We start from the raw sequence: 26,361 nt of genomic DNA on the forward strand, positions 1-26,361 counted from the left end.
ATGTGGTGAAAAAAAACGGCAACAGTCCCTAATTTCAGCCCAGAAGATGAAAATACCGGAATAGCCCTTTACAGTTGAAATCTAACTGTTGTACTGGTTGGACCAATAATAAAGGGAACAGCAAGCTAATGAATTTATCCTGTCCGAGGGGCGATCCCGCGGCGAGGTCGGTGACGTGCGTCCGTCTTGGACGAGTTGCGACCGCGATCGGTCCGTTTCTGACATTACGTGGTCCGTTCGCCAAAATTATCAGTGCGGTTCTGGTGATCGTCCTTATCGTTTCGCTGACGTTTCTGGCATCCCGCGTTTTTACGGCTGATCCGATCAATCTGTTTGTCGGCAATTCCGCCTCGACGGAAACGCGGGAAAAGGCGCGTCAGGAGCTGGGGCTGGCCGACCCGCTGCCGGTACAGTATCTCCACTTTCTGAATGGTCTTGCCCATGGCGATCTCGGTCGCTCGTATCTGACGGGTCGGCCGGTTTCCGCCGACCTCATGAGCCGTCTTCCGGCAACGATCGAGCTTGGTGTCTATGCATTGATCCTCGGTTTTGCCACCGGCGTGGTGGCCGGGGTCATTGCGGCGGTGAACCGTGGACGTCCGATAGACTCCGTCATCAGAACCCTGACCATCGGTGGGCTTTCACTGCCTCAGTTCTGGATCGGCCTCATGCTGCTTTGGGTCGTCTTCGTGAAGATGCAGCTTTTGCCGGGGCCATCCGGTCGTCTTCCGATCGGCGTCACGCCGCCTGAAACCGTTACCGGCCTTTATGTGGTCGATGCGCTCCTTCATGGTCAATATGACCTTGCCGCCAAGGCGGCCCGGCAACTGGTTCTGCCGGTCATCACGCTTTCTGTCGGCGTATTCGCCCCGATCGCGCGTCTCGTCCGCTCCGCCATGGTCGAATCCCTGGAATCCGACTACATCCGGACAGCGACCGCCATGGGCGTGCCAACCACGAAGATATGGTTCGCTTATGCCCTCAAGCCCGGCCTGCTTTCGGTCCTCACCATTGCCGCAGGGCTGATCGGCTGGGTGCTGGCCGGATCGGTTCTGGTCGAAAGCATTTTTGGTTGGCCCGGCATCGGCCAGTTCGCGCTGACGGCAATCAAGTCGTCGGACTACCCCGTCATTCAGGGCTTCGTTCTGTATGTTTCGGTGGTTTACGTCGTCATCTGGGCCGTTCTGGAATTCGTCTACAGCCGGGTCGATCCGAGGGTGAGGGCGTCATGACAACCGTTATCGCTCCATCCCGGCTATCGGCCGGAAAAACAGCCTCCCGGCGAGAACGACGCCGGGTCTGGTCGCTGCGGCTTGGCCTCGCTCTCCTCACGGTTCTGGTCGCTGCCGGCATCCTCGGGCTGTTCTGGACCCCGTACCCGCCTGAGGCGATGGGTGTCGGGCCGGTCTATCAGGCGCCGAGCCTGTCCCATCCGTTCGGAACCGACCGTTTGGGCGCCGACATTCTTTCGCGGACGATGGCGGCGGCCACAACCGATGTCGGCATCACTGTCATCGTCGTGGCGCTTTCATTCGTGGTGGGCAGCATCTGGGGCAGTCTGGCCGGCTTCTTCGGCGGCTGGTTCGACTATGTGACCATGCGGGTCCTCGAACTGCTGAACTCGTTTCCGTCACTGCTTCTGGCGATGCTGGTGATTTCGATCGCCGGCCCGGGCGTGCTGAAGGTCATCCTCGTGGTCGCCGTCCTGCCTCTGCCCGACTATGTCCGGCTGACGCGCGTCGAGATCCGGTCGAAGAAGACCTGGCAGTTCGCGGATGCGGCGCGTCTTGTCGGGCGGCAGCCGCTCGGCGTCCTGTTCGTTCACCTCCTGCCGAACAGCCTCGGCCCGGTCCTGAGCTATGCATCGGTCAATGCATCCTGGGTCGCGGCGACGGTTGGCGCGCTCGGCTTCCTCGGTCTCGGCATCGAACCGGGTTCGGCCGAATGGGGCTCGATGATTTCCCGAGGTCAGAATGCCGTCCTGTCCGGCCAGTGGTGGGTGTCGTTCTTTCCCGGTCTCGGCATTTTCCTCCTTGCCGCCGCCTTTCACCTGATCGGTGACGGCATCGCGGATAGTCGCGCAAAGGGGGGCAGGGCATGACGCGGACAGATGGCGCGCCTCTTCTTCAGGCCGAGAATTTTTCCGGCGGGTTTGCTGGTGCCGATGGCCGGATTGTCCCCGTGCTGAACGGTGTCTCGTTCACCGTCGAAGCGGGTTCATTCTTTGCGATTGTCGGAGAATCCGGCAGCGGAAAATCGCTGACGGCGCTTGCGGCGATGGGCGTGTTGCCGCCGGGTTTTCATCATACCGGCGGGGCGATCCGCTTTGACGGAACCGATCTTTTGTCGCTGGACGAAGCCAGTTTACGAAAGATCCGCGGTTCGCAGATCAGCATCGTATTCCAGGATGCCCGCGCGGCCTTGAATCCCGTCTTCACCGTTGGCCGGCAGATCATGGATGTCTGCCGCATGCATCAGAAAATCAGCCCGAAAGAAGCGCGGGAAAAGGCTGAACATATGCTGGAAATGGTGCGCGTTCCCGAGCCGAAGCGGAGGATGAAACAGTATCCGCATGAATTTTCCGGCGGCATGGCGCAGCGCGCCTTGCTGGCCATGGCGCTGATCTGCCAGCCGCGTCTGCTGATCCTTGACGAGCCGACGACCGGGCTGGATGTGACGATCCAGGCCGATATCATCGATCTCATCATCGATATCCGTGCAACGAGCAAAATGACGACATGCCTGATCACCCATGATCTGGGCATCGTCGCGGAGACATGCGACCGCGTTGCCGTCATGCAGAACGGAACGGTGTGCGAACTCGATAGCTGCGAGCATATTCTAACCGCGCCGTCGCATCCCTACACCCGCCAGCTTATCGCCAACAGTCAGCTGGAGGAGCTGTCTTGACCACGCAAGCCGTCCTGAGCGTCCGCGATCTGCGGAAGGAATTCGATATTCGCGGCATGGGCCGTCGCCGCACGCTGACAGCCGTCGATGGTGTGACCCTCGAAGTCAATGCCAATGAGACGCTGGCGATCGTCGGCGAAAGCGGTTCGGGAAAGTCGACGATTGCCCGCTGTATCACAAGGCTCACCGAGCCGACATCGGGCGATGTCCTTGTCAGAGGCGAGACGATCCTCAACCGGAACAGACGATCTCTCGCCGCAGTCTATCGCGATCTTCAGATGGTGTTCCAGGATCCGACATCGTCGCTCGATCCCAGAATGCGTGTCCGCGACCTTCTGGACGAACCGTTGCGTCTCCACACATCGATGACGAGAGACGAACGGCAGACCAGAATAAATGCGCTTTTACAGGCGGTCGAACTGCCCGTCGACATGGCCGGCCGGCTTCCCCATCAGCTGAGCGGCGGCCAGCGGCAGCGTATCGGTATAGCGCGGGCGCTGGCCGTCGATCCGCAGGTGATCGTTCTGGACGAGCCGACGGCATCGCTCGACGTCTCGATCCGCGGACAGATCATCAAACTGCTGATGCGGCTGCAGGCAGAGCAGGGAATCGCCTTTGTGCTGATCAGCCACGATCTTGCGGTGGTGCGACGGATCGCCGACAGGGTTCTCGTCATGTATCTCGGCAAGACGGTCGAAGAGGGGACGACCGAAGAGATATTCGAAAATCCCCAGCACCCCTACACCCGTGCGCTGCTGTCTGCGGCGCCTGTCGCGGAGTTTGGCAGGTCGCGAACGAGGCTCCGTCTGGAAGGCGAAATCCCGAGCCCGGTCGATCTGCTGGCCGGATGCCGTCTGGCCGGTCGCTGCCCGCTGGCAAGGCCGGACTGTTCGCATGAAACCCCGGCGCTTTTGCCGGTCAGTGCGACACATCGGGCGGCGTGTCCGGTCACCGTGAACGCGGTACCGGATCGTCACCCTTAATCTTCAACAGGTCCAACACAAAACAAAGGGAACAGCATGTTGAACATCAGACTATTTCGAGAACGGTTGCGAGCCGTGGGCTCTGCGGCGGTTGCCGCCTCAATGGTGATCGCCGCCTGTGCGGCGCCGTCAGCGGCATCGGCCGATACGCAAGCCGTCGGCGAAACCCTCACAACGGCATGGCCGAACGATGTGACCAGCCTGGATCCGGTCGCCACCGCCAACTCGCCGGACATGGCCATGGCCTACAATGTCTATCAGGGCCTTGTCGGATACACGTTCGAGCGCAACGAGCAGGGCTCGTACCTTGCCAAGGGCTCGGAACTGGCACCGGCCGTTGCCGAGAGTTGGGACCTTGGCGAAAGCTCCGCCACCTTTCACCTGCGGCCCGACGCGACGTTTTATCCGTCCGGCAATCCGGTCACGGCAGACGATGTCAAATGGAGCCTGACGCGGGCGCTCGACGGGCTGAACGCCCAGGACCTGACCACCAACGGGCTGCAGAGCGCCGACGACGTCGAGATCGTGGATGAGCACACGGTGACACTGCATTTCCGGGACGCGGACGGTTCTCCGGTCGCGCCGACAACCACGACGCTGGCAATCTACATGATGCCGCAACAGTCGATCGTCGATTCGGTCGAGGCGATGAAACATGCGACGGAGGCCGACCCGGATGCATCCGACTGGCTCCGCTCCCATACCGCTGGAACCGGACCCTACTATGTTTCCGACCATCAGCCCGGTCAGGAACTGACCCTGAGCGCCGTTCCGGACCGCGAGCCGGTACCGGCCTTCACAAAGGTCATCATCCGTATCGTCAACGATGCGAACATGGCGGCGCTGCTGCGCGCCGGTGAAATCGATCTGGCCGAATACAATCTGTCCCAGACCGATATGAACATGCTGGAAAGTTCCGGCCTGAACATTGCTTCCGAGCCTGCCGCGCGCCTCACCTATTTGGCGATGGCGGCGGATTCCGGACCCTTCACGGACCCGCTTGTACGCCAGGCCGTCGCTTATGCGCTGCCCTACAAACTCGTGCTGGACTCGGTTTATTTCGGCCGGGCGAAACGCGCCCTGTCCTTCGTGCCGAGCACATCGAGCGCCTGGACCGATGCATGGGCCATGTATGACACGGATCTGGACAAGGCGCGCGCCCTGATGGCGGAAGCCGGCAATCCGGAAATCTCGGTTCCGCTTCACTATGCCAGTACCGACAAGACCCAGGAGGATATCGCGCTTCTGATCCAGGGCAGCCTGCGCCAGATCGGTATCAATGCGACACTGACGCCGCATACCGATGCCGAACAGTGGGATGTAGTCAATGCCCGCTCCCAGCCGGCGGACGGCGTGGAGCCTGCCGCGCCTGAAATGGTGCTGTTCAACTGGGGTGCATGGACGGACGACCCGAAAATTCCGGTTGGTTTTTCCTCCACCACGGGCGGGGTCAACAACTATTCGCTCTGGTCCGATCCGGCCGTCGACGAGATCAACGCCGAATGGCAGATGAAGGCGAATTCGCCCGAGCGCGATGCCGCCTACAAACAGGCACAGGAGATTATCGCAAAGGCCGCCGCCGTCATCCCGATTTCCTATGCCAACCGCGCCGTGGTGATGGCGCCCGGCATGACCGGGGCATCCTTCATGGTGTTCCCGCAAAGCCGTTTCGACCTGCTCGAACCGGCCGAGTGATCGGCGGGCGCCCTCTTTTCGAGGGCGCTATGCCAGCGACTTCATGTTCATGACCTGCACATCGTTCCGGAGAACGGCGTCTTTCCTTCCCGGCGATGTGCAGGAAGCCTGAACTTAACTGACTGACTGCCGACTATCAGACAAGGACACGAAATTTATGACATCGATCCAACGATGCGAACGGTTGCTGGATGGTTTTGAACCGGACTTCACGTTTGAACCGGCCCCTCCGATCCCCGCCGCCGAGTTCGAGCAACGTATCGAACGGCTGCGGCGCGAGGCTATCGTCGCCGAGCATGACGCCATTATCGTTCACGCCGATGGCGCCAACGGGTTTTCCGTATCGAACGGCTTTCTCCGCTATCTTTGCGATTGGGCGAGAGAAGGCGTTCTTGTCATTCCGACCGATCCGCGGCAGGGAATGCACCTTTTCTCGTTCTTTACGGAAAATGTCATTCTGCCGCCGGGAGGAGAGCCCCTCGGCGTGGAGGCAATCTGGCAGATCAGCCCCTTCGGCCGCGAATACAGCGGACGGACGGGAAACCGGCATCACAGCACCGTTTCCGCGGTGGTCAAACGGCTGAAGGAGCTAGGTATCAACCGGGGCAGCATCGGGCTGGTGGGCGACACGACATCGAACTGGGTCTGGGCGGGGCTCCGCGAGCAGATGCCGCAAACGAAATATACCGACGAATCCGGAATTCTGCATCGCATGCAGCACATCCTCTCGGTCAACGAGCAGGCCCAGGTACGCGCGGCCGCGCAACTGGCCGATATCGGGTACCAGGCAGCCTGCCACGTTACCCGTCCCGGCGTCAGTGATCATGAAATCTATGCGGCCTTCACTTTTGCGCAAATGTCCAGAGGCGGCGAAAGCGGTGACGGATACCAGATCGGCATCAACCAGTGGGGTACGGCTTGCGGCAAGCCCTACGGGCATAAGGTCCGCTCCGGCGATCTGATCAACATGTATGTCTCGGCGATCGAATATCACGGCTACTGGGCACAGATCGCACGGATGATGGCAGTGGGCGAGATCACCGCGCGGCAGGAGGAAACGCTTGAAATGTGCACTGACGCGGTGCGCCGGGCAGAGGCGCTGATCCGGCCCGGCGTGCCTTTCAGGGAGCTGCATCAGGCGGCGTTTTCGGCCTATATCGATCGCGGATACCTGACGGACGACATCACGGCGACCATGCCATACAACTGGGATGCGATGCCCGACGGCGCGCCAAGGCGCGTGCCGGAGCAATATGTCGCAAATGTCGACTACGAGTCGCAGGGACGTTCCCTGAACCATGTCTATCCGGCAACCCGCGGCCCGCACAATCCCAACCTCGGGCACAGCGTCGGCAGCCATGGCAATCCGAAGTTCAACGTGACCTCTCACAATACCGAGCGGGCCGAGCCCGGCATGGTGTTCGTGCTGCATGCCCAGTGGCTCGATCCGCTCTCCGACGGCGCGAATATCGGGGATTGTTATCTGGTCACGGAAAATGGTTATGAAAAACTGAGTTGCCACTCATCATTGGAGACTTTCCGTATCGGGATCTGATTGCAACCGTCCGGTGTCGTGCGGTGACTGCCTTTATCGGGTAGGTGAACGGTCACGTCTGTCCCGCGTTTCCGCCGAGGATGCGGGGCAATCCGTCGCGAGGATGCACAGCAGCCCAGCGCTCTTTACGAAAAGCCAATGAGGCATGTGCGTCCACGAAACGTTCCGGCCGCAGACATCATGTCGATCTACATGTCAAGTCGGGACTCGAGCAGCTTTGGGTTTACATTACAGTGCCAAAGCTGCGATCGACTTGCCATGCAATGCGTCCCGATCCGAGCGTAAGAAACCCGCTTCGGCATCTCATTTGAAGAGTGAGGGATATATTTCAACTTCACGCAAGTTGTCGGCGCAAGGGTCTCTATCCGGGCATATCCCTCACAGACAAGCCGGTCATGAATTCGACCGGAAAGACATGCCTTTTTTCTTTATAAAGCGGCTTTTTCACCTTTTTCAGCAATACAGATGCCGCGGCCCGACCCATTTCCTTTTCCGGACGCTTGATGCAGGTCAGGCTTGGTTGGACGAGGTCGCGCCATTCCGGTGTTCCGATCAGCACGATGGAGAGGTCGTCGGGATATCGGAGCGCGCGCTTTTGCAGGCCGAGAAGCGTGCCTTTCGCCATGTAGTAGTGATGGGCGAGAACCATCGCGGTCACTTTGTCGGCGGGGAGCCTTGCGGCCATTCTCTTGCCGGCATCTTCCGACAGGTTGTCGAGAAGGATCCAGTCATCGTTGACCGCAATGCCTGCCTCGTTCAGAGCCGCCTTGTAGCCGGACAGCCGGTCGCGCAAATTCGCAATCGGCGTTGTCCAGCCGAGGAACGCGATATTTCTGTGGCCGGCATCCAGAAGCGTTTTCGTGGCGAGATAGCCGGATTGAAAATTGTCGTGGCCGACGAAATCGAAATCGGGGGTCTCGCCTTCGAGGTCGCGTTCCAGTACGACATAGGGAATATTGTGAATGTCGAGCGTCTTGATGTTCTTCGACGTCGAAAGCGCCGGACAGATGATGCAGCCGTCGATCTTCTGCGAAACCAGCCGTTTGACGATCTTTTCTTCCTGCTCGACGCTGTCATCGGTATTGCAGATGATGACGACGAACCCGGCCTTTTGCGCCACGGATTCTATTTCCGCGCAGATATCGGTGAAGAAGTTGTTGCTGAACTGGGGAATGATGACCGCGAGGATGCCGCGGGGATTGCCCTTGAGGCTGCTGGCCACGGCGTTCTTGACATAGCCCAGCTCTTCGGCGGCCTGCAGCACGCGCTCGCGCAGTTCCGGCCTGATATAGCGGTCCTTTTCGCTGAAGACGTAGGAGACCGTGGCTGTTGACGTGCCGGATTTTCTGGCAACGTCTTTTATCGTGGGGGCCTTCTTGGTCATCAGGGGCATCCGGTTTTATCACTCGCGACACCCAAAATAGCAGATTTTTTTTCAAGTTGACCTGTCATTGCGCATTTCCTCCGGAAACGACCGGAGCCCGGGCGGCTGGCGACGGCGACAGTGGCGAGAGGTCGGTAAACGGCGTCTTCCGGGGCGTTTGGAGCGTCGTGTTCTTCCGGATAAAGCGCATGAGGCAGGGTGCCATCCCCGTCATCGGGGGTGGCACATGTTGCCGGGAGCGACGATCACTCTTCCGGCAGCGGCCGGTTCATCGTTTCCGGCAGGAAGGGCAGGACAACGATGCCGATGAGCAGAACCGTGCTGACAATGATGCCGCCGGTTCTGAAGGCCTCGATATTGCCGCCGAGGCTCCGGGTGATCTGGCCGATGGTGAATGGCGCCGTTGCGGCGATCAACCGGCCCAGATTGTAGCAGAAGCTTACGCCCGTGCTTCGAAGGCTGGTGGGAAACAGCTCAGGCAGATAGACGGCATAGACGCCGAAAATCGAATACTGGCCAAAGCCCATGATCGGCAACATCCAGTACATCTGGCTGGTGGTGCGCATGAAACTGAACACCATGACCGTCGTGGCAAACGACAGCAGCAGAGCGAGGGCTGCTGCGGCGCGGCGACCCTTCACTTGGGCGAACTTCGACAGGGCAAGCATGCCGAAGAAACCGCCCGTGGTCTGCAGCAACAGGCCGACCGCCGCCCAATAGGCCTTCTCGCTGGACATGGCCTCTGCCGTCAGATTGGCATTTGCCAGATGGGTATCGACGATCGAGCGGACAATTGCCGGCGCGAAATTGCCGATGCCCCACAGCCCCACAATACCGGCGCTGCTGACGATCATGCCAAGCCAGGCATTCTTGCGCCAGGTCGGATGGCTGAGGAGGGTCTTGATCGAGCCGAACTTGATGCCCTTGCGTTCACCTTCAGCCTTGGCCTTGACCCACTTTTCGGGCTCCTTCAGACGAAACAGCGAGGGAAGAATGATCAGGGCCGGGAAGGCGCCGATGATGAACAGGACCTGCCAGGTCGCCAAGTGGAAGGGCAGAAGGCCGCGGATCGCCAGGGCGCCGATGCCCATGCCGACAAGGCCGGTGGTGATGTTGCCGAAAGCCGAAAGCGACTGGAGCACGCCAAGCGACTGGGCGCGCGCGCCATCGGGGATGGAATCGGCGACCAGCGCAACCGACAGGCCGAAAACGCCGCCGACGCCGATGCCGGTTATGAACCGGTAAAAGCTGAAGTCCCAGAAGCCGGTCGATGCGGCGCTGAGCCCAGTGCAGGCGGCATACATCAGCACCGCGAAAAACAGGACGCGGGCGCGACCGTATCGGTCGCCGAGCGAACCGAGAATCATGCCGCCGATGGCCCAGCCAACGAGGAAGATCGATGTCGTGTACGGGCTGTATTCGATGGCCAGCGATTTATCGACCAGATCGGCGACAGCGGCATCGCGCGAGATATTGAAGATCTGCTGATCCATGCAGTCGATGAGCCAGGCCATCGCTGCCAGGAAGAAGACCACCCAGTGGCCTCTGTTAAGCAGGCGCCACCAGGGGACCGACGATGGCGTTGCGCTGTCTGTACTCACAGTCATGATAATTCTCCTCACCAATTAAGTGTTTGATTACAAGTTGTTGAGCTGAACGGGTGAATTCTGTTCAGCCGATGCGTAGATTGCGCGAACAAGGGCGACTGTTTTCAAAGCTTCCCGGCCTGTGACGCTCAGCGGCTTTTGCCCTGTCAGCGCGTCAACGACTTCCCGCAATTGCTTCTGATGGCCTTCATGGCTGATCTGGTCCGGCGCTCCGGCCCCGGAACCGGCGCCAGTCCGGTTATCCGAGAGGATGGTCGCGTCATCCGGCAAGGGATCCTGAAAATCCCAGCGAACAATCCGGTCGTCTTCGAGCGCGGCGGAGCCGAACGCGCCGCAGATTTCGACCCGCCGCTCCCAGCCGGGATAGGCAGCGGTGGTGGCTTCAAGCGTGCCCAAAGCGCCGTTTTGATATCTGAAGGTGGCGCAGCAGGTGTCTTCGGCTTCGATCTGCAGATGAACCCGGCGGGTCGTGAAGGCGGAGACCTCCGCAGGCATGCCGGCAAGCCATTGCAGCAGATCGACCGCATGAATGGCCTGATTCATCACGGCGCCGCCGCCATCAAGCGCGAGCGAACCTTTCCAGCCCTTGTAATAATCCGCGGCGCGGTGCCATTTCACATAAGCGCTGCACAGGACAAGACGGCCGAAACGACCGTCATCGATGGCCTTCTTGATGGTCCGGGCGGCCATGCCGAAGCGCCCCTGAAAGATCGCGGCGACGAGCACCCCGGCCTGATCGGCGGCATCCAGCAGACGGTTTACCCGCTCCACGGTCACTTCGAGCGGCTTTTCGATAACGAGGTGTTTGCCGGCGGCAATGGCCTGAAGCGCCGGTTCCAGATGCGCACCGCTCGGTGTGACGATGCACACGACGTCCACATCGTCGCGCGCAAGCAGCGCTTCGACGTCATCTGTGAAAAACGGGATATGATGCTCTTCGGCAAGCCGTTCGGCAGACTGCAACGACAAGTCGGCAACGCCGGCGAGGCGGACCTTGCAGCCTTCAGCCGCCAGTCCCGCGATTGCCCTTGCATGATAATTGGCGATCATGCCTGCGCCGATCAGTCCAAAGCCGATGACCTTGTCTTTACCCATGTCCGTCATGTCACATGCCTCCTTCATTGATGACTTCGGCGTTCTCCTGGGCGCGCAGCGCCAGCTCGCAGACCTTGAAGCAGTGCGCATGCGTCATTGCGGTCTCGGTGCGCTCGAAAATGTCGTGCAAGATGTGCGTATAGTAGGGGAGTTCGTCGCCCGAGCAGTCGATGTATTCCGCCGTCTCGTTGTTGACGAGGAACAGGTGGTCCTTGCCGCTCCGGCCGCAGATATCGATATATTTTCTAAGCTCTATATATCCCTCTGTACCGAGGATCGTGAGCCTTCCGTCTCCCCAGCTATCAAGCGCATCGGGCGTGAACCAGTCGACCCGGATATAGCCGCTGGCCGGACCGTTCGACAAAATCAGCTCGCCGAAATCCTGCAGTCCGGGCAGGTCCGGATGCGCGAGGTTGCCATAGCGTGAGGTCACGATGCGGGCATCGTCGCAACCGGCAAAATGGAGAAACTGGTCGATCTGATGCGATGCAATGTCGGTCAGTATCCCGCCATATCTGGCCGGGTCGAAGAACCAGTCCGGCCGAAGGTGCCGGTTGAGACGGTGCGGTCCCAGGCCGACGGTCTGAAGCACCTTGCCGATCCTGCCTTCGCGAACGAGCTTTGTTGCCCGCGAGACGGCGCGGACCTCGAAACGTTCCGTGAAATTGACTGTGAAAATCCTGCCGGTTTCTTTCTGGACCGTGCGGACAGCCTCCAGTTGATCGAATGTCGTGACGCCGGGCTTGTCCACCATGATATCCTTGCCGTGACGCATGGCCGAGATGGCGATGTCCGCACGGTCGCAGGGAATTGCTGCTGTAACGATCAGGTGGATAGAAGGGTCATCGAGCAAACGGCGAGGATCGTCGACGCGCTGAATATCCGGGAACCGTTTCTGAAACCCCGGCAGGGTGGATACATCGCCGTTTGAATAATATCCGGCACATTGCGCTCCCACCTCCAAAAGGCTTGCGACCTGATCATACACGTGTCGGTGATCGATCCCGATGACGCCAAACTTCAGCGTTGGGTAACTGGCCATATGAACTGCCTCCATCTGCGCACGAACTGCAAAAGGCATGCCCTGCATCGTGTTGTTTTCCTCGTGAGGTAAACGTTTACATGTTTGTTTGAGGGCTGACCTTGATTTATGTAAACGATTACCTGTCAAATTGTGGTTTATTTTTGATTTGGGTTGGTTCGGCGCATGGGAGGGGGAGACAGCGCGTGAAACAGACCGGCCCGGCCAATGCGTCAGAGGAGGCGAAGCACGCATCGGTAGACGCTGGTGGAAATGGATTTGGCTTATCCGGCTTTCACGGTGCGACAGATGGATTGTCAGGCAGGCAATATAGCCGTCACGCTCAGCATGCCAGCCGGCGACCGGACCACGCTGCGTCACGGCACATCGTCCTCAATCAGGCTGAAGAGAGGGCCGCTTCCGTCTTCGCGGAAACTGCAGCCACCTGTTTATACGTCGATTTGAACCGTCAGGAGGTGGCCCGATAACGGAGCATTCTTGAGAATGTCCTGGGCGACGCCAAGCCGTTCGGTTGTGATGTAAAGGGTCGCGCCGTCGCTGCCGCCGAAGGTCAGTCCGGTGGGTCGCGGTACGGGCAATGCCAGGATCTGTTCCACCTCACCGCTTTCATCAAGCCTGATCACGCTCCAGCCATCGCGCAGCGCAACCCAGAGCCTGCCCAGTTTGTCGACGGCAAGAGCACATGGTGTGCCCGCGCCACGCGGAATGCGGCAGAGCACCATGGGCGCCCGCCGGCCGTGCACCAGTTCATAGATGATGCCTTCCTCGCTGTTGAGCGCATAAAGCAGTTTGCCGTCGAAACTCCAGGCCATGTTTGTGGCCGCATGCGCAACGGTCCATTCCGGCGTGAAGGCTCCACGTGCGGATATCTGTCCGATTTCCCAGGCGCCGTCCGCTTCGCGGCAAGTCCAGACGGCGCCGTTGGGGCCGGCGGCAAAAGCAGAATCGTGTTCGAAGTAGGGCCGGTCAATCCGTTCGCACATTCCTCCCAGACGGGCATGGTACCAGACGCCTTCGCATACAAGATTGATGCCGCCATTGCGGGCAGGGATCACATGCTCGATCGGTCCCGGCGTTGTGGCAATCTGCACCGGTTGCTCATCCTCCGGCATCGCATAGATTGCCGGCGCCAGCCGGTCGACCCAATAAAGGCAGGCCTCGCGGTTTCTCCATAGTGGCTTGTCCCCGTGAAAAGCCGGGTTTCCGACAGGGTGAATGTCGCTATGGCTCGGCTGTTCGGCATTGGCCTTGTGACCCTGAATCAGCAGACTTGCGCGCTTGCCGGCCTCGATCAGCTCCGGTGCCAGTTGTTCGGCGCGTTCCATCGTCATGCGATAGGTCGGTCCGGAAACGCTGATCGCGGCAACCGGCACGCCATTGGCATCGAAAAGCGGCACGCCGATGCACCGCACACCGGGGATGTTTTCCTCGTCGTCGATGGCAAATCCGCGCTGACGCACGATGTTGAGGCGCAATCTGAGCGCATTTTTGTCCGTAATCGTATGGGATGTGATCGGCTCGAACGTCAGCGTCGAGAGGATATGATCCAGTTGCCGCTGGGGCAGAAACGCCAGCACGGCCTTGCCCTGGCTGGTGGCGTAGACCGGCTTGGTTTTTCCCATCGCCGCAGTCGAACTGTTTTCGTGAGCGCCGACGGATTTCGATATCGAAACCATCTGGTTTCCCGACAGGGCTGCCAGATATGCCGTTTCGCCCGTCATTTCACGAAGCCTGCGCAGCTCGTCGGCGACGATCGTGCTCAGATCCTGCTCACCCCACGCGCTTTGCGCAAGATCCAGCATATGAAAACCAAGAAGCAGTTTCTGGCCGGTTGCCTGATCCGTGCGGAGAAAGCCGCGTGCGCTCAAGGCCGAGACAATCCGGTAGACGGTCGATTTCGACAATCCCGTTGCCTCGACCAGATCTTTTGAGGCCAGCCGTCCGGGCGAGCGGCCGACGAGATCAAGAATATCGCAGGCCTTTGTCAGCAAACCGGCGCCTTTGACATCCTGCGCACGTGCATCGCGTTTCGGCTTTTGTTCGATCACGTCCATTTTCAGCTCCTCTTTCCCGCACAGAATATCACGTTTCCCACAATATGAAACAGAAAAGCGAAAATGATCGGTTGATCTGCCTTGTGGTCTACATCGTGGTTGACCATCCCGTCATTTGGGAGAAAGTTCGCGTCAAACAGGCCTGATTGTTTGGTGAGGTTATGACAGTCAGGCTCATCACGACACCAACAGGGAGGATTTCGGAGATGTCCGAAACAACCGCCACGCCGGGGCCGGTTTCAGCCGGTACGCGACCAACCAATATTCGTTGGCTCATATTGCTGATGCTGTTCGGCGTCACGATCGTCAACTTTGCCTGCAGGGCCGTTGTTTCGGTTGCCGGGCCGGATATCGAGCAAACGCTCGGGCTTTCCAGCGTTTCCATGGGCTATATCTTTTCGGCCTTTGCCTGGTCCTACGTATTGGCGCAATTGCCCGGTGGCTGGCTGCTGGATCATCTGGGCTCCAAAAAGACCTATTTCATTGCCTTGTCCCTCTGGTCCGTATTCACCGTTCTGCAAGGGGCCGTAGGCTTTCTGGCCGGTGGAGCCGCCGTGATTGCCTTTTTTGTGCTGCGACTGCTTGTCGGCGTGGCCGAAGCGCCGGCGTTCCCCGCCAACGGCCGCATCACGTCGGCCTGGTTTCCTGACAAGGAGCGCGGCTTTGCATCAGCCGTCTTCAACTCGGCCCAATATGCCGGCACGGCATTCTTTTCGCCGATCATCGGTCTGATTGTTCACTATTACGGATGGCAGGCCGCTTTCTTCATCATCGGCGGTATCGGCATTCTGCTGGCGCTGTTCTGGAACAAGATCGTCTACGGCCCGAAGGATCATCCTTCCGCCAATGCTGCCGAGCTGGACTATATCCGCGAGGGCGGCGGCCTTGTCGATCTGGACGCCAAGAAGAAGAGCGCTGCATCTCAACAGCATGTCGACACCGCCAAATGTCTGAAAGAGCTGCTGGGTTCGAGAATGCTGCTTGGCCTTTATATCTACCAGTTCTGCATCAACACCCTGACCTATTTCTTCCTGACCTGGTTCCCGACCTATCTGGTTGTCGCCCGTCACATGACGATCCTGAAGGCCGGTGCTGTCTCCGCTCTTCCCGCCATCTGCGGATTTGCCGGTGGTCTGCTGGGCGGCTGGGTCTCCGACCGTCTGATCAAGGCCGGCATGTCGCTTTCACTTGCCCGCAAGATTCCGATCATCATCGGGATGGTGCTGGCGATGGCGATGATGCTTTGCAATTACGTCGATTCCAATGTCGTTATCATCGCCCTCATGTCTCTGGCATTTTTCGGCAAGGGATTTGGCGCACTCGGCTGGGCGGTCGTCTCCGACACCTCGCCCAAGGAAGCCGGCGGGCTTTCGGGCGCCCTGTTCAACACATTCGGCAATGCGGCCGGCATCATCACGCCCATCATTATCGGCTACCTGGTTCAGGCCAGCGGTAATTTTAACAGCGCACTTGTCTTTGTCGGTGCCAGCGCGGCCGTCGCCATCCTGGCCATGGTTTTCATGGTCGGCAACATCCACCGCTTTGAACTCAAGGGCGCGATTGCAAAATAATCGAGCGAACCTTGCCGCTCCGTCCGCAAACAAAACGGGCGGAGCGGCAGAGTATCCGGGCAGAAAGCCAAGCAAGAGAAGGGTCGTAAAATGAGCAACACACAGCCTTACCAGGGAATACCCAACGGTTTCCGCCAAAATATGTTGCGAAGGAAAGTGCAGATCGGTTGCTGGTCGGCGCTTGGCAGCCCGATTACGACCGAGGTTCTGGGTCATGCCGGGTTCGACTGGATCCTTCTCGATAGCGAGCACGCACCCAATGATGTGCTGACCCTCATTCCTCAGCTCATGGCATTGAAAAACAGCCCGTCGGCGCCTGTCGTCCGCCCGCAGTGGAACGACACGGTGGTCATCAAACGGCTTTTGGATTCAGGCTTCTACAACTTCCTGGTTCCCTTCGTTCAATCGGCTGACGAGGCGCGCAAGGCCGTTGCCGCAACGCGTTATCCGCCGGAAGGCGTGCGCGGTGTCTCGGTTTCACAGCGTTCGAACCAGTACGGCACGGTTCCCGACTACATGAAGCTGGTCAACGAGAACATCACGGTTCTGGTCCAGATCGAAAGCCCGACGGCTGTCGATGCGATCGAAGAAATCGCTGCGGTCGATGGCGTGGACGGACTTTTTGTCGGCCCTTCGGATCTGGCCGCCGGCTATGGCTTTCTCGGCAATGCGGGCGCGCCCGAAGTGCAGAAAGCCATCAGACATGTTTTCGATGTCGCCGCCGATCACGGCAAGGCCTCCGGCATTCTGGCCCCGGCCGAGGCGGATGCGCGCCGATATCTGGAAATGGGCGCAACCTTCGTTGCCGTCGGATCAGACCTCGGTGTGTTCCGCTCGGCCACGCAAACCCTTTGCGACAAGTTCAAAAACACAGCCGCGTAAACGTGCAGCAAGCAAAAGCACTTAAATAAAAGGAGTTTGATGATGAGTAATATTGGTTTTGTCGGCCTGGGCATTATGGGAACCCAGATGGCAGCACGGCTTGCTGATGCCGGCCATACGATCTTTGCCTATGACCGCAACCCGCTGTCCGAATTTCTGACGGCCAAGGGCGTTTCGGCCTGCGCTTCCAGCAAGGATGCTGCCGAAAAAGCGGAGATTTTCATTTCCATCGTGCCGGATACGCCGGATGTCGGCGATGTCCTGTTCGGCGAAAACGGCGCGGCTGAAGGCCTGCGCGCCGGTACCATCGTGATCGACATGAGTTCGATTTCGCCGGTCGAAACCAAGCAATATGCCGCAAAGATCGAGGCGCTTGGCTGCGAATATGTCGACGCGCCGGTTTCCGGCGGTGAAGTCGGCGCGCGCGAAGGCACACTGTCGATCATGGTCGGCGCGAAAGACGAGGTCTTTGAAAAGGTCAAACCGCTTTTCGAGATCATGGGCAAGAACGTCACGCTGGTGGGCGCGGTCGGCGCCGGACAGACCGCCAAGGTTGCCAACCAGATGATCGTTGCCATGAATATCGAGGCGGTCGGCGAGGCACTGCTGTTTGCCGCACGCGCCGGCGTTGACCCGGAGCGCGTCCGCCAGGCGATCTCCGGCGGCTTCGCTTCGTCGAAAATCCTGGAACTGCACGGCGAACGGATGATCAAGCGGACATTCGATCCCGGCTTCCGCATCAACCTGCACCAGAAAGACCTCAACCTTGCGCTCACCGCCGGCCGCCAGATGGGCCTGTCGCTGCCGAATACGGCAACCTGCCAGGAGCTTTTCAACGCCTGCGCAGCACATGGCGGCAGCGCCTGGGACCATTCCGGCATGGTCAAGGCACTTGAGCTTCTCGCCGATTTCGAAGTCGGTCAGGACGACTGAGCGAGCTTTTTCAGGCGGAAAGCACTGCGCTTGCCGCCTGAAACAACAATGCCAAGACCAATAAACCGGACGGACCGTGCCAGACAGGTCCGGACCGTTCGGCCACAGGAGCCCGTGACGGGATGTATTCAGACCCTGAAAAGCTGTTGAGAGCGATGTTTGACGTAGCCGTTGCGGCCGCTCAGCCATCACTCTGCGTGCCGCCGCACCTGCCGGAAAAGCCGGAAGGCAAACTGATTGTCATCGGTGCGGGCAAGGCATCGGCAGCCATGGCGCGTGCCGTCGAGCAACACTGGAGTGGGCCGCTTTCCGGCCTTGTGGTCACGCGCTATGGCCATGCGGTTGCCTGCGACACGATCGAGGTCGTCGAGGCGGCCCATCCCGTGCCGGACAAGGCCGGGTTGGATGCTGCCGCGCGCATTCTCGAACTGGCCCGCTCTGCCGGGCCGGATGATACCGTTCTCTGTCTGATTTCCGGTGGCGGCTCCGCCTTGCTGCCGATGCCTCTGGAACCGCTGACGCTTGAAGACAAGCAGGCCGTAACCCGCGCGCTTCTGGCCTGCGGTGCGCCGATCAGCGAAATCAATTGCGTGCGCCGGCATCTGTCGGGCATCAAGGGCGGGCGTCTGGCAGCTGCCGCCCATCCTGCACGGGTTGTGAGCCTGCTGATTTCGGATGTTCCCGGCGATCATCCGCTGGATATCGCATCAGGCCCGACGGTCGGCGACCCGACCACGGCTGACGATGCCCGCGCCATTCTTGAACGCTACAACATATCGGCCCCGCAAGCCGTTTTGGATGTGCTGGCCTCTGCGCGCTGCGAAAGCGTGAAGCCGGACGACGAGCGGTTGAAGAACGCGACAAATGTGATGATTGCCGCGCCCCAGATTTCACTTGAAGCCGCCGCCGAAATTGCCGTCCGGGACGGTTTGCCAGTTCACATCCTGTCCGATGCGATCGAAGGTGAGGCGCGCGACGTCGGCAAGACGCTGGCAGGTATTGCCCTGCAGGTTGCCCGGCGCGGTCAGCCTTTCGAACCGCCCTGCATTCTGCTGTCCGGCGGGGAAACCACCGTCACCGTTCGCGGCCAAGGGCGCGGTGGCCGCAATGTCGAATTCCTGCTGTCGCTTGCGCAAACGCTTGAGGCGCAGCCGGGCATCTGGGCGCTTGCCGCCGATACCGATGGTGTGGATGGTATCGAAGAAACCGCAGGCGCGATTGTAACGCCCGATACGCGGGAACGGGGACTGGCGAAAGGCATGACGCTGGCCGCGGCACTGGCGGATAATGACGGGCATGGCTTTTTCGGCGCCCTTGGCGATGCGGTTGTCACCGGTCCGACGACGACCAATGTCAACGATTTCCGCGCCATTTATATTCGTGAAAGAGCGGAGGAGAGAACATGAAGATGGTTACGCTTCCCGACGGCGAGCAGGTCGCCGCCCTTGGCCAGGGGACCTGGTTTATGGGCGACAAGCCGGCCAACAGGAATGACGAGATTGCCGCGCTGCGCGCCGGTATCGACCTGGGGATGACGGTGATCGACACGGCTGAAATGTATGGCAGCGGCCGCTCCGAGCGGCTTGTCGGAGAGGCGCTGCAGGGCCGGCGCGATCAGGTGTTTCTGGTGTCGAAAGTGCTGCCGAACAATGCCGGTTTCAAAGACTGTCTCGCTGCCTGCGAGCGCTCTCTGCAACGGCTGCAGACAGACCGGCTCGATCTCTACCTGCTGCATTGGCGCGGCGGCGTACCGTTTTCCGAAACGATTGAGGCTTTCGAAACCCTGCAGCGTGATGGCAAGATCCGTCGTTGGGGTGTTTCGAACCTCGATATTGACGACATGGATGAACTGGTTGCCACGCCCGGTGGCGAGCAGGTTTCAACCAATCAGCTCCTTTATAATCTGAGCAGACGCGGCATCGAATGGGACCTTTTGCCCTGGTGTCAAAAACGCGGTCTGCCAGTGATGGCGTATTCACCGGTTGAGCAGGCGCGCCTGCTGAATGATTCCGGCCTTGTTTCGCTGGCCAATGAACTCGGTCTTTCAGTCGCCCAACTGGCGCTTGCATGGATCTTGCGTCAGCAAAACGTCATCGCCATCCCGAAGGCAGGACACACAGCGCATGTGCAGGAAAATGCGCGGGCTGCCCAAATAAACCTGTCGCCAGAGACGCTCTCCAGACTTGACCGGCTTTTTCCGCCGCCTGTCGGCCCGCGCCCGCTGGACATACTGTAAACACGCGGAGGATTAAAATGTCAGACACACAAACACAGGAAAAAGTCGTTCCCTTAACGGTTATGGTTCATCCGTCCGACAATGTCGCGATTGTCGCAAATTCGGGTGGCCTGCCTGAAGGCACGGAATTGGAAGACGGCACCACGCTGGTGGAATTCGTTCCGCAGTCGCACAAGGTTGCACTGGAAGACATCCCCGCCGGCGGCATTATCCGCCGCTATGGCGAGGTGATCGGCTACGCCATCGACGACATCGCGCGTGGCGCATGGATCAACGAGAACAAGCTTGACCTGCCGGTTCCGCCGGCCCTTGATGAGCTTCCGATTGCAACACGCGTGCCGGAAGACCTGCCGCCGCTGGAAGGCTACACCTTCGAGGGTTATCGAAACGCCGACGGCTCGGTTGGTACGCGCAACCTTCTGGGGATCCTGCCATCTGTCCAGTGTGTGGCCGGAACGCTTGAATATCTCGTGCGGCAGGTGCGTGAGAAACTGCTTCCCAAATACCCCAATGTCGATGGTGTCGTCGCGCTCAACCATGTCTATGGCTGTGGCGTTGCCATCAATGCCCCTGCAGCCGTCATTCCGATCCGGGCCATTCAGAACCTGGCGCTCAATCCCAATCTGGGCGGCGAGGTTCTCGTGGTTTCGCTCGGTTGCGAAAAGCTGCGCCCGGAACTGATCGCGCCCGGTGGCGACGAAGACACGATCATCGCCATGCAGGACGAGCAGTTCAACGGTTTTCAGGAAATGATCGACGCGATGATGGAAGCGGCCGAACAGCGCCTGCAGGTCCTGAACGGGCGCACGCGTGAAACCGTTCCGGCTTCGGAGCTGATTGTCGGCATGCAGTGTGGTGGTTCGGATGCGTTTTCCGGCGTGACCGCCAATCCGGCCATTGGCTACTGTTCCGATTTGCTCGTGCGTGCGGGCGCTTCGGTGATGTTCTCCGAGGTCACCGAGGTGCGCGATGGCGTGCACCTTCTGACGCCGCGCTGTGTCGACGAAGAGGTCGGCAAGGCGATGATCCGGGAAATGGCCTGGTACGATAACTATCTTGCCAATGGTCAGACCGACCGGTCCGCAAACCCGACGCCCGGAAACAAGAAAGGCGGCCTTGCCAATATCGTCGAAAAGGCGCTGGGGTCGATCGCCAAATCCGGCAGCAGCGCCATTGTCGACGTCCTGGGGCCGGGCGAATTCGTGCGCAAGAAGGGGCTGACCTTTGCCGCCACACCGGCATCCGATTTCGTCTGTGGCACCATGCAGGCCACATCCGGCATCACGCTGCAGGTCTTTTCGACCGGCCGCGGAACGCCTTACGGGCTGGCCCTGCTTCCGGTCATCAAGATGGCAACCCGCCATGATCTGGCCAGACGCTGGGGCGACCTGATCGACATTGATGCCGGCGGCATCGCCACTGGCGAGAAGACGATCGAGGATGTCGGCTGGGAGCTCTTCCGGTTCATTCTGGATGTTGCCAGCGGCATCAAGGAGCCCTGGTCGGACAAGTTGGGATTGCACAACGACCTTGCGATCTTCAATCCCGCTCCGATCACCTGAGCAAAACCAGACAACAGCCCAATCCTTTCATGCGCACCTGGCGAAACAATCCCGCTTTCGCCAGGTGCGTCGCTTTTCGGTTCTTCACAGACGGCGGAGTATGGTAGTGCGTAAACGGGCGCGTCGATTGTCTGGCGCGCCAAAAAAACGATTATAAAATTCGGACGACACTGCCGTCCCATATCAGGAGATGAAGCGCCGCCGGGCGCTCCTGTCGCCAACCGAAGGTCCCGAGATGAAGTCCCGCACAATCTTCACGACCGTTTTCGCCCTCATCGTCCTCGGGGGCGCAGGCTACTGGCTCTGGAACCGTTACGAGGCGCCGAAAGGGCAATTGCCGCCGACAGCCGCCGTCACGCGTGGCGATATCGAGGAGACCGTGCTTGCCACGGGCATTGTCAAACCCGTTCGTCTCGTTGCCGTCGGGGCGCAGGCGTCCGGCCGCATCACCGCCGTCGACGTCGAACTCGGCGAAACGGTCAAGGCGGGAGACCTGATCGCCGAGATCGATTCCGGCACGCAGGAAAATGCCCTTCGGACCGCCCAGGCGGCACTGGACAACGCCAGGGCGCAGCTACAGGAAAAACAGGCGACACTGACGCTCAACCAGCAGGCGCTCGATCGCTACACCGAACTGTTCAACAAGAATTCCGGAACCCGCGCGGACTACGAAAGCGCGCTTGCCGATGTCAGCGTCACCACCGCCCAGATTGCGGCCATCAACGCGGCCATCGTCGAGGCCGAAGTCGCCGTCGACACCGCCAAGGTCAACCTCGGTTACACCAGAATTACCGCGCCCAGCGACGGCACGGTGCTTGCCATCGTCAGCCAGGAGGGCCAGACGGTGAACGCGGCGCAGTCGGCCCCGACCATTGTCGTTCTCGGTCAGCTTGACAGGATGACGGTGCGAACCGAAATTTCCGAGGCGGACATCACCAGGGTTTCGCCCGGCCTGCCCGTCACCTTTACCGTGCTCGGCGATCCCGACACGGTCTACCGCTCGACGCTCGAATTCATCGAGCCGGCGCCTGAATCGGTCAAGAACGACTCAAGCTTCTCGACAACCGCGTCATCCGCCGCGTCCTCCGGTTCGTCATCATCGGAAGCGGTCTATTATAACGGTGTTTTCACCGTTCCAAACGACGATGGAAAGCTCAAAACCTACATGACTGCGGAGGTCGAGATCGTGCTCGGCACGGCCAGCAATGTGCTGACCATCCCCTCATCCGTCCTTGGAACGCCCGATGGCGACGGCCGCTACACGGTTCAGGTGCTGGATGCGGCCGGAAACATCACACCGGCCGAAATCGAGATCGGTCTCGATAACCGCGTCAGGGCCGAAGTGAAATCCGGTCTCAGCGAGGGCGACCGTATCGTTACCGGCAATATCGCCGGGGGCGGTCTTGCAGGCGGTGAGCGCGGGGGCGTGCGCCATCCGCCGTCAATGGGGCTTTGAACCATGAGCGCGCCGCTTATCAGTCTTTCGGGAATTTGCCGCGCCTTCCGTGCCGGCGATGAGCAGATCGAAGCCCTCAAGGGTGTCACCCTCGATATCGAGGAAGGCGAGATGGTGGCCATCATCGGCTCGTCGGGATCCGGCAAGTCGACGCTGATGAACATTCTCGGCTGCCTCGACCGGGCGACCGCCGGCGAATACCGGATTGCCGGGCGCGCGGTTTCCAGCCTCGACAGTGATGAACTGGCGGCGCTCAGACGCGAGCATTTCGGCTTCATCTTCCAGCGCTACCATCTGCTGCCCGAACTGAACGCCGTCGGCAATGTCGAAATTCCTGCGATCTATGCCGGGACCGCGTCATCGTCACGGGCTGAACGCGCGGCGGCGTTGCTGACACGGCTCGGCATGGCGGACCGCACCGGGCATCGCCCGGGACAGTTGTCGGGCGGCCAGCAGCAGCGTGTTTCCATCGCCCGCGCCTTGATGAACGGCGCCAATGTCATCCTTGCCGACGAGCCGACCGGCGCGCTTGATTCACACAGCGGCGATGATGTCCTCGAAATTCTCGAGGAGCTCAATGCCGAAGGTCACACCGTCATCATCGTGACCCACGATCCGAAAGTGGCCAGCCGCGCCGCACGGATCATCGAAATCGCCGATGGCGAGATTACCGCCGACACGGTGACGCGTGAGGCAGGCCGAACTGAAACGCGTAAGACCCGCAAACCCCGTGAGAGAAGATCGCCGTTCCGCATCGGCGCGGCGGTTTCGGAGGCTTTCCAGATGGCGCTTGTCGCCATGTGGGCGCACAAGCTCAGAAGTTTTCTCACCATGCTCGGCATCATTATCGGCATTGCCTCGGTGGTCAGCGTGGTCGCCATCGGGCAGGGGGCGCAGGCAAAGGTGCTCGAAAACATATCCAGCCTCGGCACCAACACGCTGGAGATCTTCGCGGGCAGGACCTTCGGCGATGTCCGCGCCGGCAAGATCACCACGCTGGTCGTCAACGACGCTGTCGCGCTCTTCAACCAGCCCTATGCCGCTGCCGTCACGCCAACGGTTTCGAGCTCGTCGACGGTCCGTTACGGATCGACGGAATCCAATGCACTCATCAATGGCGTCGGCGCGCAGTATTTCACCGCCAAGGCGCTCGAGCTTACAGAGGGCAGCCTCTTCAACCAGTCGGCCGTCAGGGCCCGTTCGCAGGATGTCGTCATCGACAGCAATACGCGCGACACATTGTTTGCGGCGGGCGAGGACCCAATCGGCAAGGTCATTCTGGCCGGTAACGTTCCGGCGAGGGTCATCGGCGTGGTGAAGACCAGCCAGAGCGGGTTCGGCTCGAGCGGCTCTCTCTCGCTTTACATGCCCTATACCGCCGTCCAGACACGTTTCCTCGGAGACACGACGCTGCGCAGCGTCATCCTTCAGGTCGACGACGGTTATGACATGGGCGATGCCGAAAACGCCGTGACGGAACTGCTGACGCAGCGGCATGGCACCCGGGATTTCTACATTCTCAACACGGACGATATCCGCCAGACAATCACCAGCACAGCGTCGACGCTGGCGTTGCTGATCGCGGCCATTGCGGTCATCTCGCTGGTGGTCGGCGGCATCGGGGTGATGAACATCATGCTGGTCGCCGTTTCCGAACGGGTCTCGGAAATCGGCGTGCGCATGGCGGTTGGCGCGCGGCGCAGCGATATCCTGCTGCAGTTCCTGATCGAGGCCATCATCGTCTGCCTGATCGGCGGCTGCCTCGGGATTGCGACAGCACTCGGCTTCGGCAGCCTGCTGACGGCGCTCAGCTCCGGCTTCTCCGTGCTCTATTCGCCAGGTTCGATCATCGCCGCGGTGATCTGCTCAACACTGATCGGCGTCACCTTCGGCTACCTCCCGGCTAGAAACGCCTCGAAACTGGACCCGGTCGCCGCGCTTTCGGGGGAATGAAAAAGCCCGCCCGCCGGGACTGCTGCCCCTGCTGAATTCAGTTATGTTCGTGGTTTGCCGGTGCTCTTTCGGACCAGAACTTCCGGTTCGATGATCTCGTGGACTGGGGCGGGAGGCGTTCCCCCTGACTTGATGATGCTTATGAGCCGGTCCACGGCGTCATAGGCAAGGCGGTGGGCATCGTAGGCAACGGTGGTCAGTGGCGTGCTGGCATAAGCGGCGAACTCGATATTGTCGAAGCCGATGATCGAGATATCGCCGGGCACATTCAGATCATGTTCCCGGCACCATTCCATGACGCCGATTGCCAGCGGGTCGGTAACGCAGAAAACGGCCGTGGGCGGATCAGGCTGCTGCATCAGGATGTTCATGCCCTCATAACCGAACGGCGTCGAAAATCCTTCCAGCTTGACGATATCTCCGGGTTGTGACTGAATTCCGCTCTCCGACAGGGCCAGTTCGTACCCTTGCGTCTTTTCAAGGTTGTCGGCGTTGCTGATGCCTTCGACAAGGCCGATACGCCGGTGACCGAGTTCTATGAGGTGACGGGTTGCCCGATAGGCGCCCAAACGTTCGTCGAGGCTGACGGCATTGATGTTTTCCGGCGGTCGCGCGGCCAGCACGACAACGGGAATATTATAGTCCGCCAGAGCGCTGACATGGGCAATCTGGTGGTGGTCTGTCGGGTAGATGAGAATGCCGTCCACCTGCCGTGCGCAGAATGCTTCGATCACCTTTTTTTCAAGTTCTATGGAATTGCTAGAAGTGGCGAAAACCGTAGTGTAGCCGCGGGCAGTCAGGGCGTTTTCGACAAGCCGTGCTGTCTGTGTGAGAATCGGGTTGATGATGTTTGTGAGAACAAGGCCGATTGAGTGCGTCTCGCGACTGACAAGTGATTTTGCGATCTCGTTCGGACGGTATTTGAGATCCGCTGCCGCCTTCAGGATGGCATCACGCGTATCTTCCGCCACAAGCGGACTCTTGCGTAAGGCAAGCGACACCGTGTTCGTCGAAAACCCGGTGGCATTGGCGATGTCCTTCAGGCGCACTCTCATCTGCTAAATTTTTCCTTCTGCCGACATTTCAAGCAGCTCCCTCGGCCCCTTTGAAACCCACCCGTTCGAAAAATGCAATTTTCAAGGGTGCTTAATGGCCTGCAGCAAGGCTGCATCATTACGGGTTGACAATACCGATTACAAGAAATATTAACGTTCATATTGCAATATTAACGATAATATTGTGAAATTAGCCACTGCCGCCGTGGAGCCGGAGCAGATTGTGTTTTGTGGGAGTGACAGGCGGGAGGGCTGCTGAAATCCGGATGTCGGGCTGAATGCCGATGACATTCGGGGGAGCCATGCAGTTTTCCGGGGCAGGGTGCCGATGCCCTCGGATGCGATCTGACCTGAGATCGGGTCGCTAATCGTTCGGCACAGGAACGGG

The 26,361-nt window shown here is 59.9% G+C and carries 20 protein-coding genes; 14 read left to right on the forward strand and 6 right to left on the reverse strand.

Annotated elements, in window-relative coordinates:
- Positions 1–170: 170 nt before the first annotated feature.
- The 6 genes from ACHZCU_RS21860 to ACHZCU_RS21885 all read left to right on the forward strand — a co-directional run bounded on the left by ACHZCU_RS21860 (position 171) and on the right by ACHZCU_RS21885 (position 7,143).
- Positions 171–1,232, forward strand: a complete 1,062-nt coding sequence (locus ACHZCU_RS21860; RefSeq protein ID WP_319520725.1) for an ABC transporter permease — start codon at positions 171–173, stop codon at positions 1,230–1,232.
- Positions 1,229–2,101, forward strand: a complete 873-nt coding sequence (locus ACHZCU_RS21865) for an ABC transporter permease (RefSeq protein WP_319520726.1) — start codon at positions 1,229–1,231, stop codon at positions 2,099–2,101. The genes ACHZCU_RS21860 and ACHZCU_RS21865 overlap by 4 nt, the downstream gene beginning before the upstream one ends.
- Positions 2,098–2,910 (forward strand): ABC transporter ATP-binding protein, encoded by an 813-nt coding sequence (locus ACHZCU_RS21870; protein ID WP_319520727.1) that lies wholly within the window; start codon positions 2,098–2,100, stop codon positions 2,908–2,910. The genes ACHZCU_RS21865 and ACHZCU_RS21870 overlap by 4 nt, the downstream gene beginning before the upstream one ends.
- Positions 2,907–3,893 carry an oligopeptide/dipeptide ABC transporter ATP-binding protein gene (locus ACHZCU_RS21875; RefSeq protein WP_319520728.1) on the forward strand — a complete coding sequence of 329 codons (987 nt, stop codon included), beginning with the start codon at positions 2,907–2,909 and terminating at the stop codon, positions 3,891–3,893. The genes ACHZCU_RS21870 and ACHZCU_RS21875 overlap by 4 nt, the downstream gene beginning before the upstream one ends.
- A 39-nt stretch (positions 3,894–3,932) precedes the next feature.
- Positions 3,933–5,588, forward strand: a complete 1,656-nt coding sequence (locus ACHZCU_RS21880; protein WP_319520729.1) for an ABC transporter substrate-binding protein — start codon at positions 3,933–3,935, stop codon at positions 5,586–5,588.
- Between the two features lie 157 nt (positions 5,589–5,745).
- The gene (locus ACHZCU_RS21885; protein ID WP_319520730.1) at positions 5,746–7,143 is read left to right on the forward strand and encodes a Xaa-Pro peptidase family protein; all 1,398 of its coding nucleotides are present in this window, start codon (positions 5,746–5,748) and stop codon (positions 7,141–7,143) included.
- Between the two features lie 361 nt (positions 7,144–7,504).
- Here ACHZCU_RS21885 and ACHZCU_RS21890 read toward each other — a convergent pair whose 3' ends face one another.
- The 5 genes from ACHZCU_RS21890 to ACHZCU_RS21910 all read right to left on the reverse strand — a co-directional run bounded on the left by ACHZCU_RS21890 (position 7,505) and on the right by ACHZCU_RS21910 (position 14,325).
- Complete coding sequence (locus ACHZCU_RS21890; RefSeq protein ID WP_319520731.1) at positions 7,505–8,527, reverse strand: LacI family DNA-binding transcriptional regulator; 1,023 nt, start codon at positions 8,525–8,527, stop codon at positions 7,505–7,507.
- 245 nt (positions 8,528–8,772) lie between these two features.
- Positions 8,773–10,134, reverse strand: coding sequence for an MFS transporter (locus ACHZCU_RS21895; protein WP_319520732.1), 1,362 nt, complete (start codon positions 10,132–10,134; stop codon positions 8,773–8,775).
- 30 nt (positions 10,135–10,164) lie between these two features.
- Positions 10,165–11,238: a Gfo/Idh/MocA family oxidoreductase gene (locus ACHZCU_RS21900; protein WP_319520733.1), complete on the reverse strand. Its 1,074-nt coding sequence runs from the start codon at positions 11,236–11,238 to the stop codon at positions 10,165–10,167.
- Between the two features lies 1 nt (position 11,239).
- Positions 11,240–12,271 carry a Gfo/Idh/MocA family oxidoreductase gene (locus ACHZCU_RS21905; RefSeq protein WP_319520741.1) on the reverse strand — a complete coding sequence of 344 codons (1,032 nt, stop codon included), beginning with the start codon at positions 12,269–12,271 and terminating at the stop codon, positions 11,240–11,242.
- Between the two features lie 428 nt (positions 12,272–12,699).
- Complete coding sequence (locus ACHZCU_RS21910; RefSeq protein ID WP_319520734.1) at positions 12,700–14,325, reverse strand: IclR family transcriptional regulator C-terminal domain-containing protein; 1,626 nt, start codon at positions 14,323–14,325, stop codon at positions 12,700–12,702.
- A 206-nt stretch (positions 14,326–14,531) separates the two neighbouring features.
- Here ACHZCU_RS21910 and ACHZCU_RS21915 point away from each other — a divergent pair, with 206 nt between their 5' ends.
- The 8 genes from ACHZCU_RS21915 to ACHZCU_RS21950 all read left to right on the forward strand — a co-directional run bounded on the left by ACHZCU_RS21915 (position 14,532) and on the right by ACHZCU_RS21950 (position 24,918).
- Positions 14,532–15,896 (forward strand): MFS transporter, encoded by a 1,365-nt coding sequence (locus ACHZCU_RS21915; protein WP_319520735.1) that lies wholly within the window; start codon positions 14,532–14,534, stop codon positions 15,894–15,896.
- A 90-nt stretch (positions 15,897–15,986) separates the two neighbouring features.
- Complete coding sequence (gene garL, locus ACHZCU_RS21920; RefSeq protein ID WP_394706176.1) at positions 15,987–16,778, forward strand: 2-dehydro-3-deoxyglucarate aldolase; 792 nt, start codon at positions 15,987–15,989, stop codon at positions 16,776–16,778.
- 42 nt (positions 16,779–16,820) lie between these two features.
- Positions 16,821–17,711 carry a 2-hydroxy-3-oxopropionate reductase gene (locus tag ACHZCU_RS21925; protein ID WP_319520737.1) on the forward strand — a complete coding sequence of 297 codons (891 nt, stop codon included), beginning with the start codon at positions 16,821–16,823 and terminating at the stop codon, positions 17,709–17,711.
- A 122-nt stretch (positions 17,712–17,833) separates the two neighbouring features.
- Positions 17,834–19,117, forward strand: a complete 1,284-nt coding sequence (locus tag ACHZCU_RS21930) for a glycerate kinase (RefSeq protein WP_319520738.1) — start codon at positions 17,834–17,836, stop codon at positions 19,115–19,117.
- Entirely contained in the window at positions 19,114–19,947 is an 834-nt protein-coding gene (locus ACHZCU_RS21935) for an aldo/keto reductase (protein WP_319520433.1), read from the forward strand. Before ACHZCU_RS21930 ends, ACHZCU_RS21935 begins: the two co-directional genes overlap by 4 nt.
- A 17-nt stretch (positions 19,948–19,964) precedes the next feature.
- On the forward strand, positions 19,965–21,509 hold the full coding sequence (garD, locus tag ACHZCU_RS21940; RefSeq protein WP_319520434.1) for a galactarate dehydratase: 1,545 nt from the start codon (positions 19,965–19,967) through the stop codon (positions 21,507–21,509).
- 235 nt (positions 21,510–21,744) lie between these two features.
- Entirely contained in the window at positions 21,745–22,965 is a 1,221-nt protein-coding gene (locus ACHZCU_RS21945) for an efflux RND transporter periplasmic adaptor subunit (RefSeq protein ID WP_319520435.1), read from the forward strand.
- Positions 22,966–22,968: 3 nt separating this feature from the next.
- On the forward strand, positions 22,969–24,918 hold the full coding sequence (locus tag ACHZCU_RS21950; RefSeq protein WP_319520436.1) for a MacB family efflux pump subunit: 1,950 nt from the start codon (positions 22,969–22,971) through the stop codon (positions 24,916–24,918).
- A 41-nt stretch (positions 24,919–24,959) separates the two neighbouring features.
- Here the strand turns inward: ACHZCU_RS21950 and ACHZCU_RS21955 are convergent, their stop codons facing one another.
- The gene (locus tag ACHZCU_RS21955) at positions 24,960–25,973 is read right to left on the reverse strand and encodes a LacI family DNA-binding transcriptional regulator (RefSeq protein ID WP_319520437.1); all 1,014 of its coding nucleotides are present in this window, start codon (positions 25,971–25,973) and stop codon (positions 24,960–24,962) included.
- Between the last annotated feature and the right edge of the window lie 388 nt (positions 25,974–26,361).

The organism is uncultured Martelella sp., assembly GCF_963677965.2.
GTDB classification, from domain to species: Bacteria; Pseudomonadota; Alphaproteobacteria; order Rhizobiales; family Rhizobiaceae; genus Martelella; species Martelella mangrovi.

Coding starts and splice junctions, on each gene's coding strand:
- ACHZCU_RS21925 (WP_319520737.1), top strand. CDS start 16,821: ATGAGTAATATTGGTTTTGTCGGCCTGGGCATTATGGGAACCCAGATG.
- ACHZCU_RS21900 (WP_319520733.1), bottom strand. CDS start 11,238: ATGACGGACATGGGTAAAGACAAGGTCATCGGCTTTGGACTGATCGGC.
- ACHZCU_RS21915 (WP_319520735.1), top strand. CDS start 14,532: ATGTCCGAAACAACCGCCACGCCGGGGCCGGTTTCAGCCGGTACGCGA.
- ACHZCU_RS21910 (WP_319520734.1), bottom strand. CDS start 14,325: ATGGACGTGATCGAACAAAAGCCGAAACGCGATGCACGTGCGCAGGAT.
- ACHZCU_RS21930 (WP_319520738.1), top strand. CDS start 17,834: ATGTATTCAGACCCTGAAAAGCTGTTGAGAGCGATGTTTGACGTAGCC.
- ACHZCU_RS21895 (WP_319520732.1), bottom strand. CDS start 10,134: ATGACTGTGAGTACAGACAGCGCAACGCCATCGTCGGTCCCCTGGTGG.
- ACHZCU_RS21870 (WP_319520727.1), top strand. CDS start 2,098: ATGACGCGGACAGATGGCGCGCCTCTTCTTCAGGCCGAGAATTTTTCC.
- ACHZCU_RS21935 (WP_319520433.1), top strand. CDS start 19,114: ATGAAGATGGTTACGCTTCCCGACGGCGAGCAGGTCGCCGCCCTTGGC.
- ACHZCU_RS21865 (WP_319520726.1), top strand. CDS start 1,229: ATGACAACCGTTATCGCTCCATCCCGGCTATCGGCCGGAAAAACAGCC.
- ACHZCU_RS21890 (WP_319520731.1), bottom strand. CDS start 8,527: ATGACCAAGAAGGCCCCCACGATAAAAGACGTTGCCAGAAAATCCGGC.
- garD (WP_319520434.1), top strand. CDS start 19,965: ATGTCAGACACACAAACACAGGAAAAAGTCGTTCCCTTAACGGTTATG.
- ACHZCU_RS21905 (WP_319520741.1), bottom strand. CDS start 12,271: ATGGCCAGTTACCCAACGCTGAAGTTTGGCGTCATCGGGATCGATCAC.
- ACHZCU_RS21945 (WP_319520435.1), top strand. CDS start 21,745: ATGAAGTCCCGCACAATCTTCACGACCGTTTTCGCCCTCATCGTCCTC.
- garL (WP_394706176.1), top strand. CDS start 15,987: ATGAGCAACACACAGCCTTACCAGGGAATACCCAACGGTTTCCGCCAA.
- ACHZCU_RS21950 (WP_319520436.1), top strand. CDS start 22,969: ATGAGCGCGCCGCTTATCAGTCTTTCGGGAATTTGCCGCGCCTTCCGT.
- ACHZCU_RS21885 (WP_319520730.1), top strand. CDS start 5,746: ATGACATCGATCCAACGATGCGAACGGTTGCTGGATGGTTTTGAACCG.
- ACHZCU_RS21955 (WP_319520437.1), bottom strand. CDS start 25,973: ATGAGAGTGCGCCTGAAGGACATCGCCAATGCCACCGGGTTTTCGACG.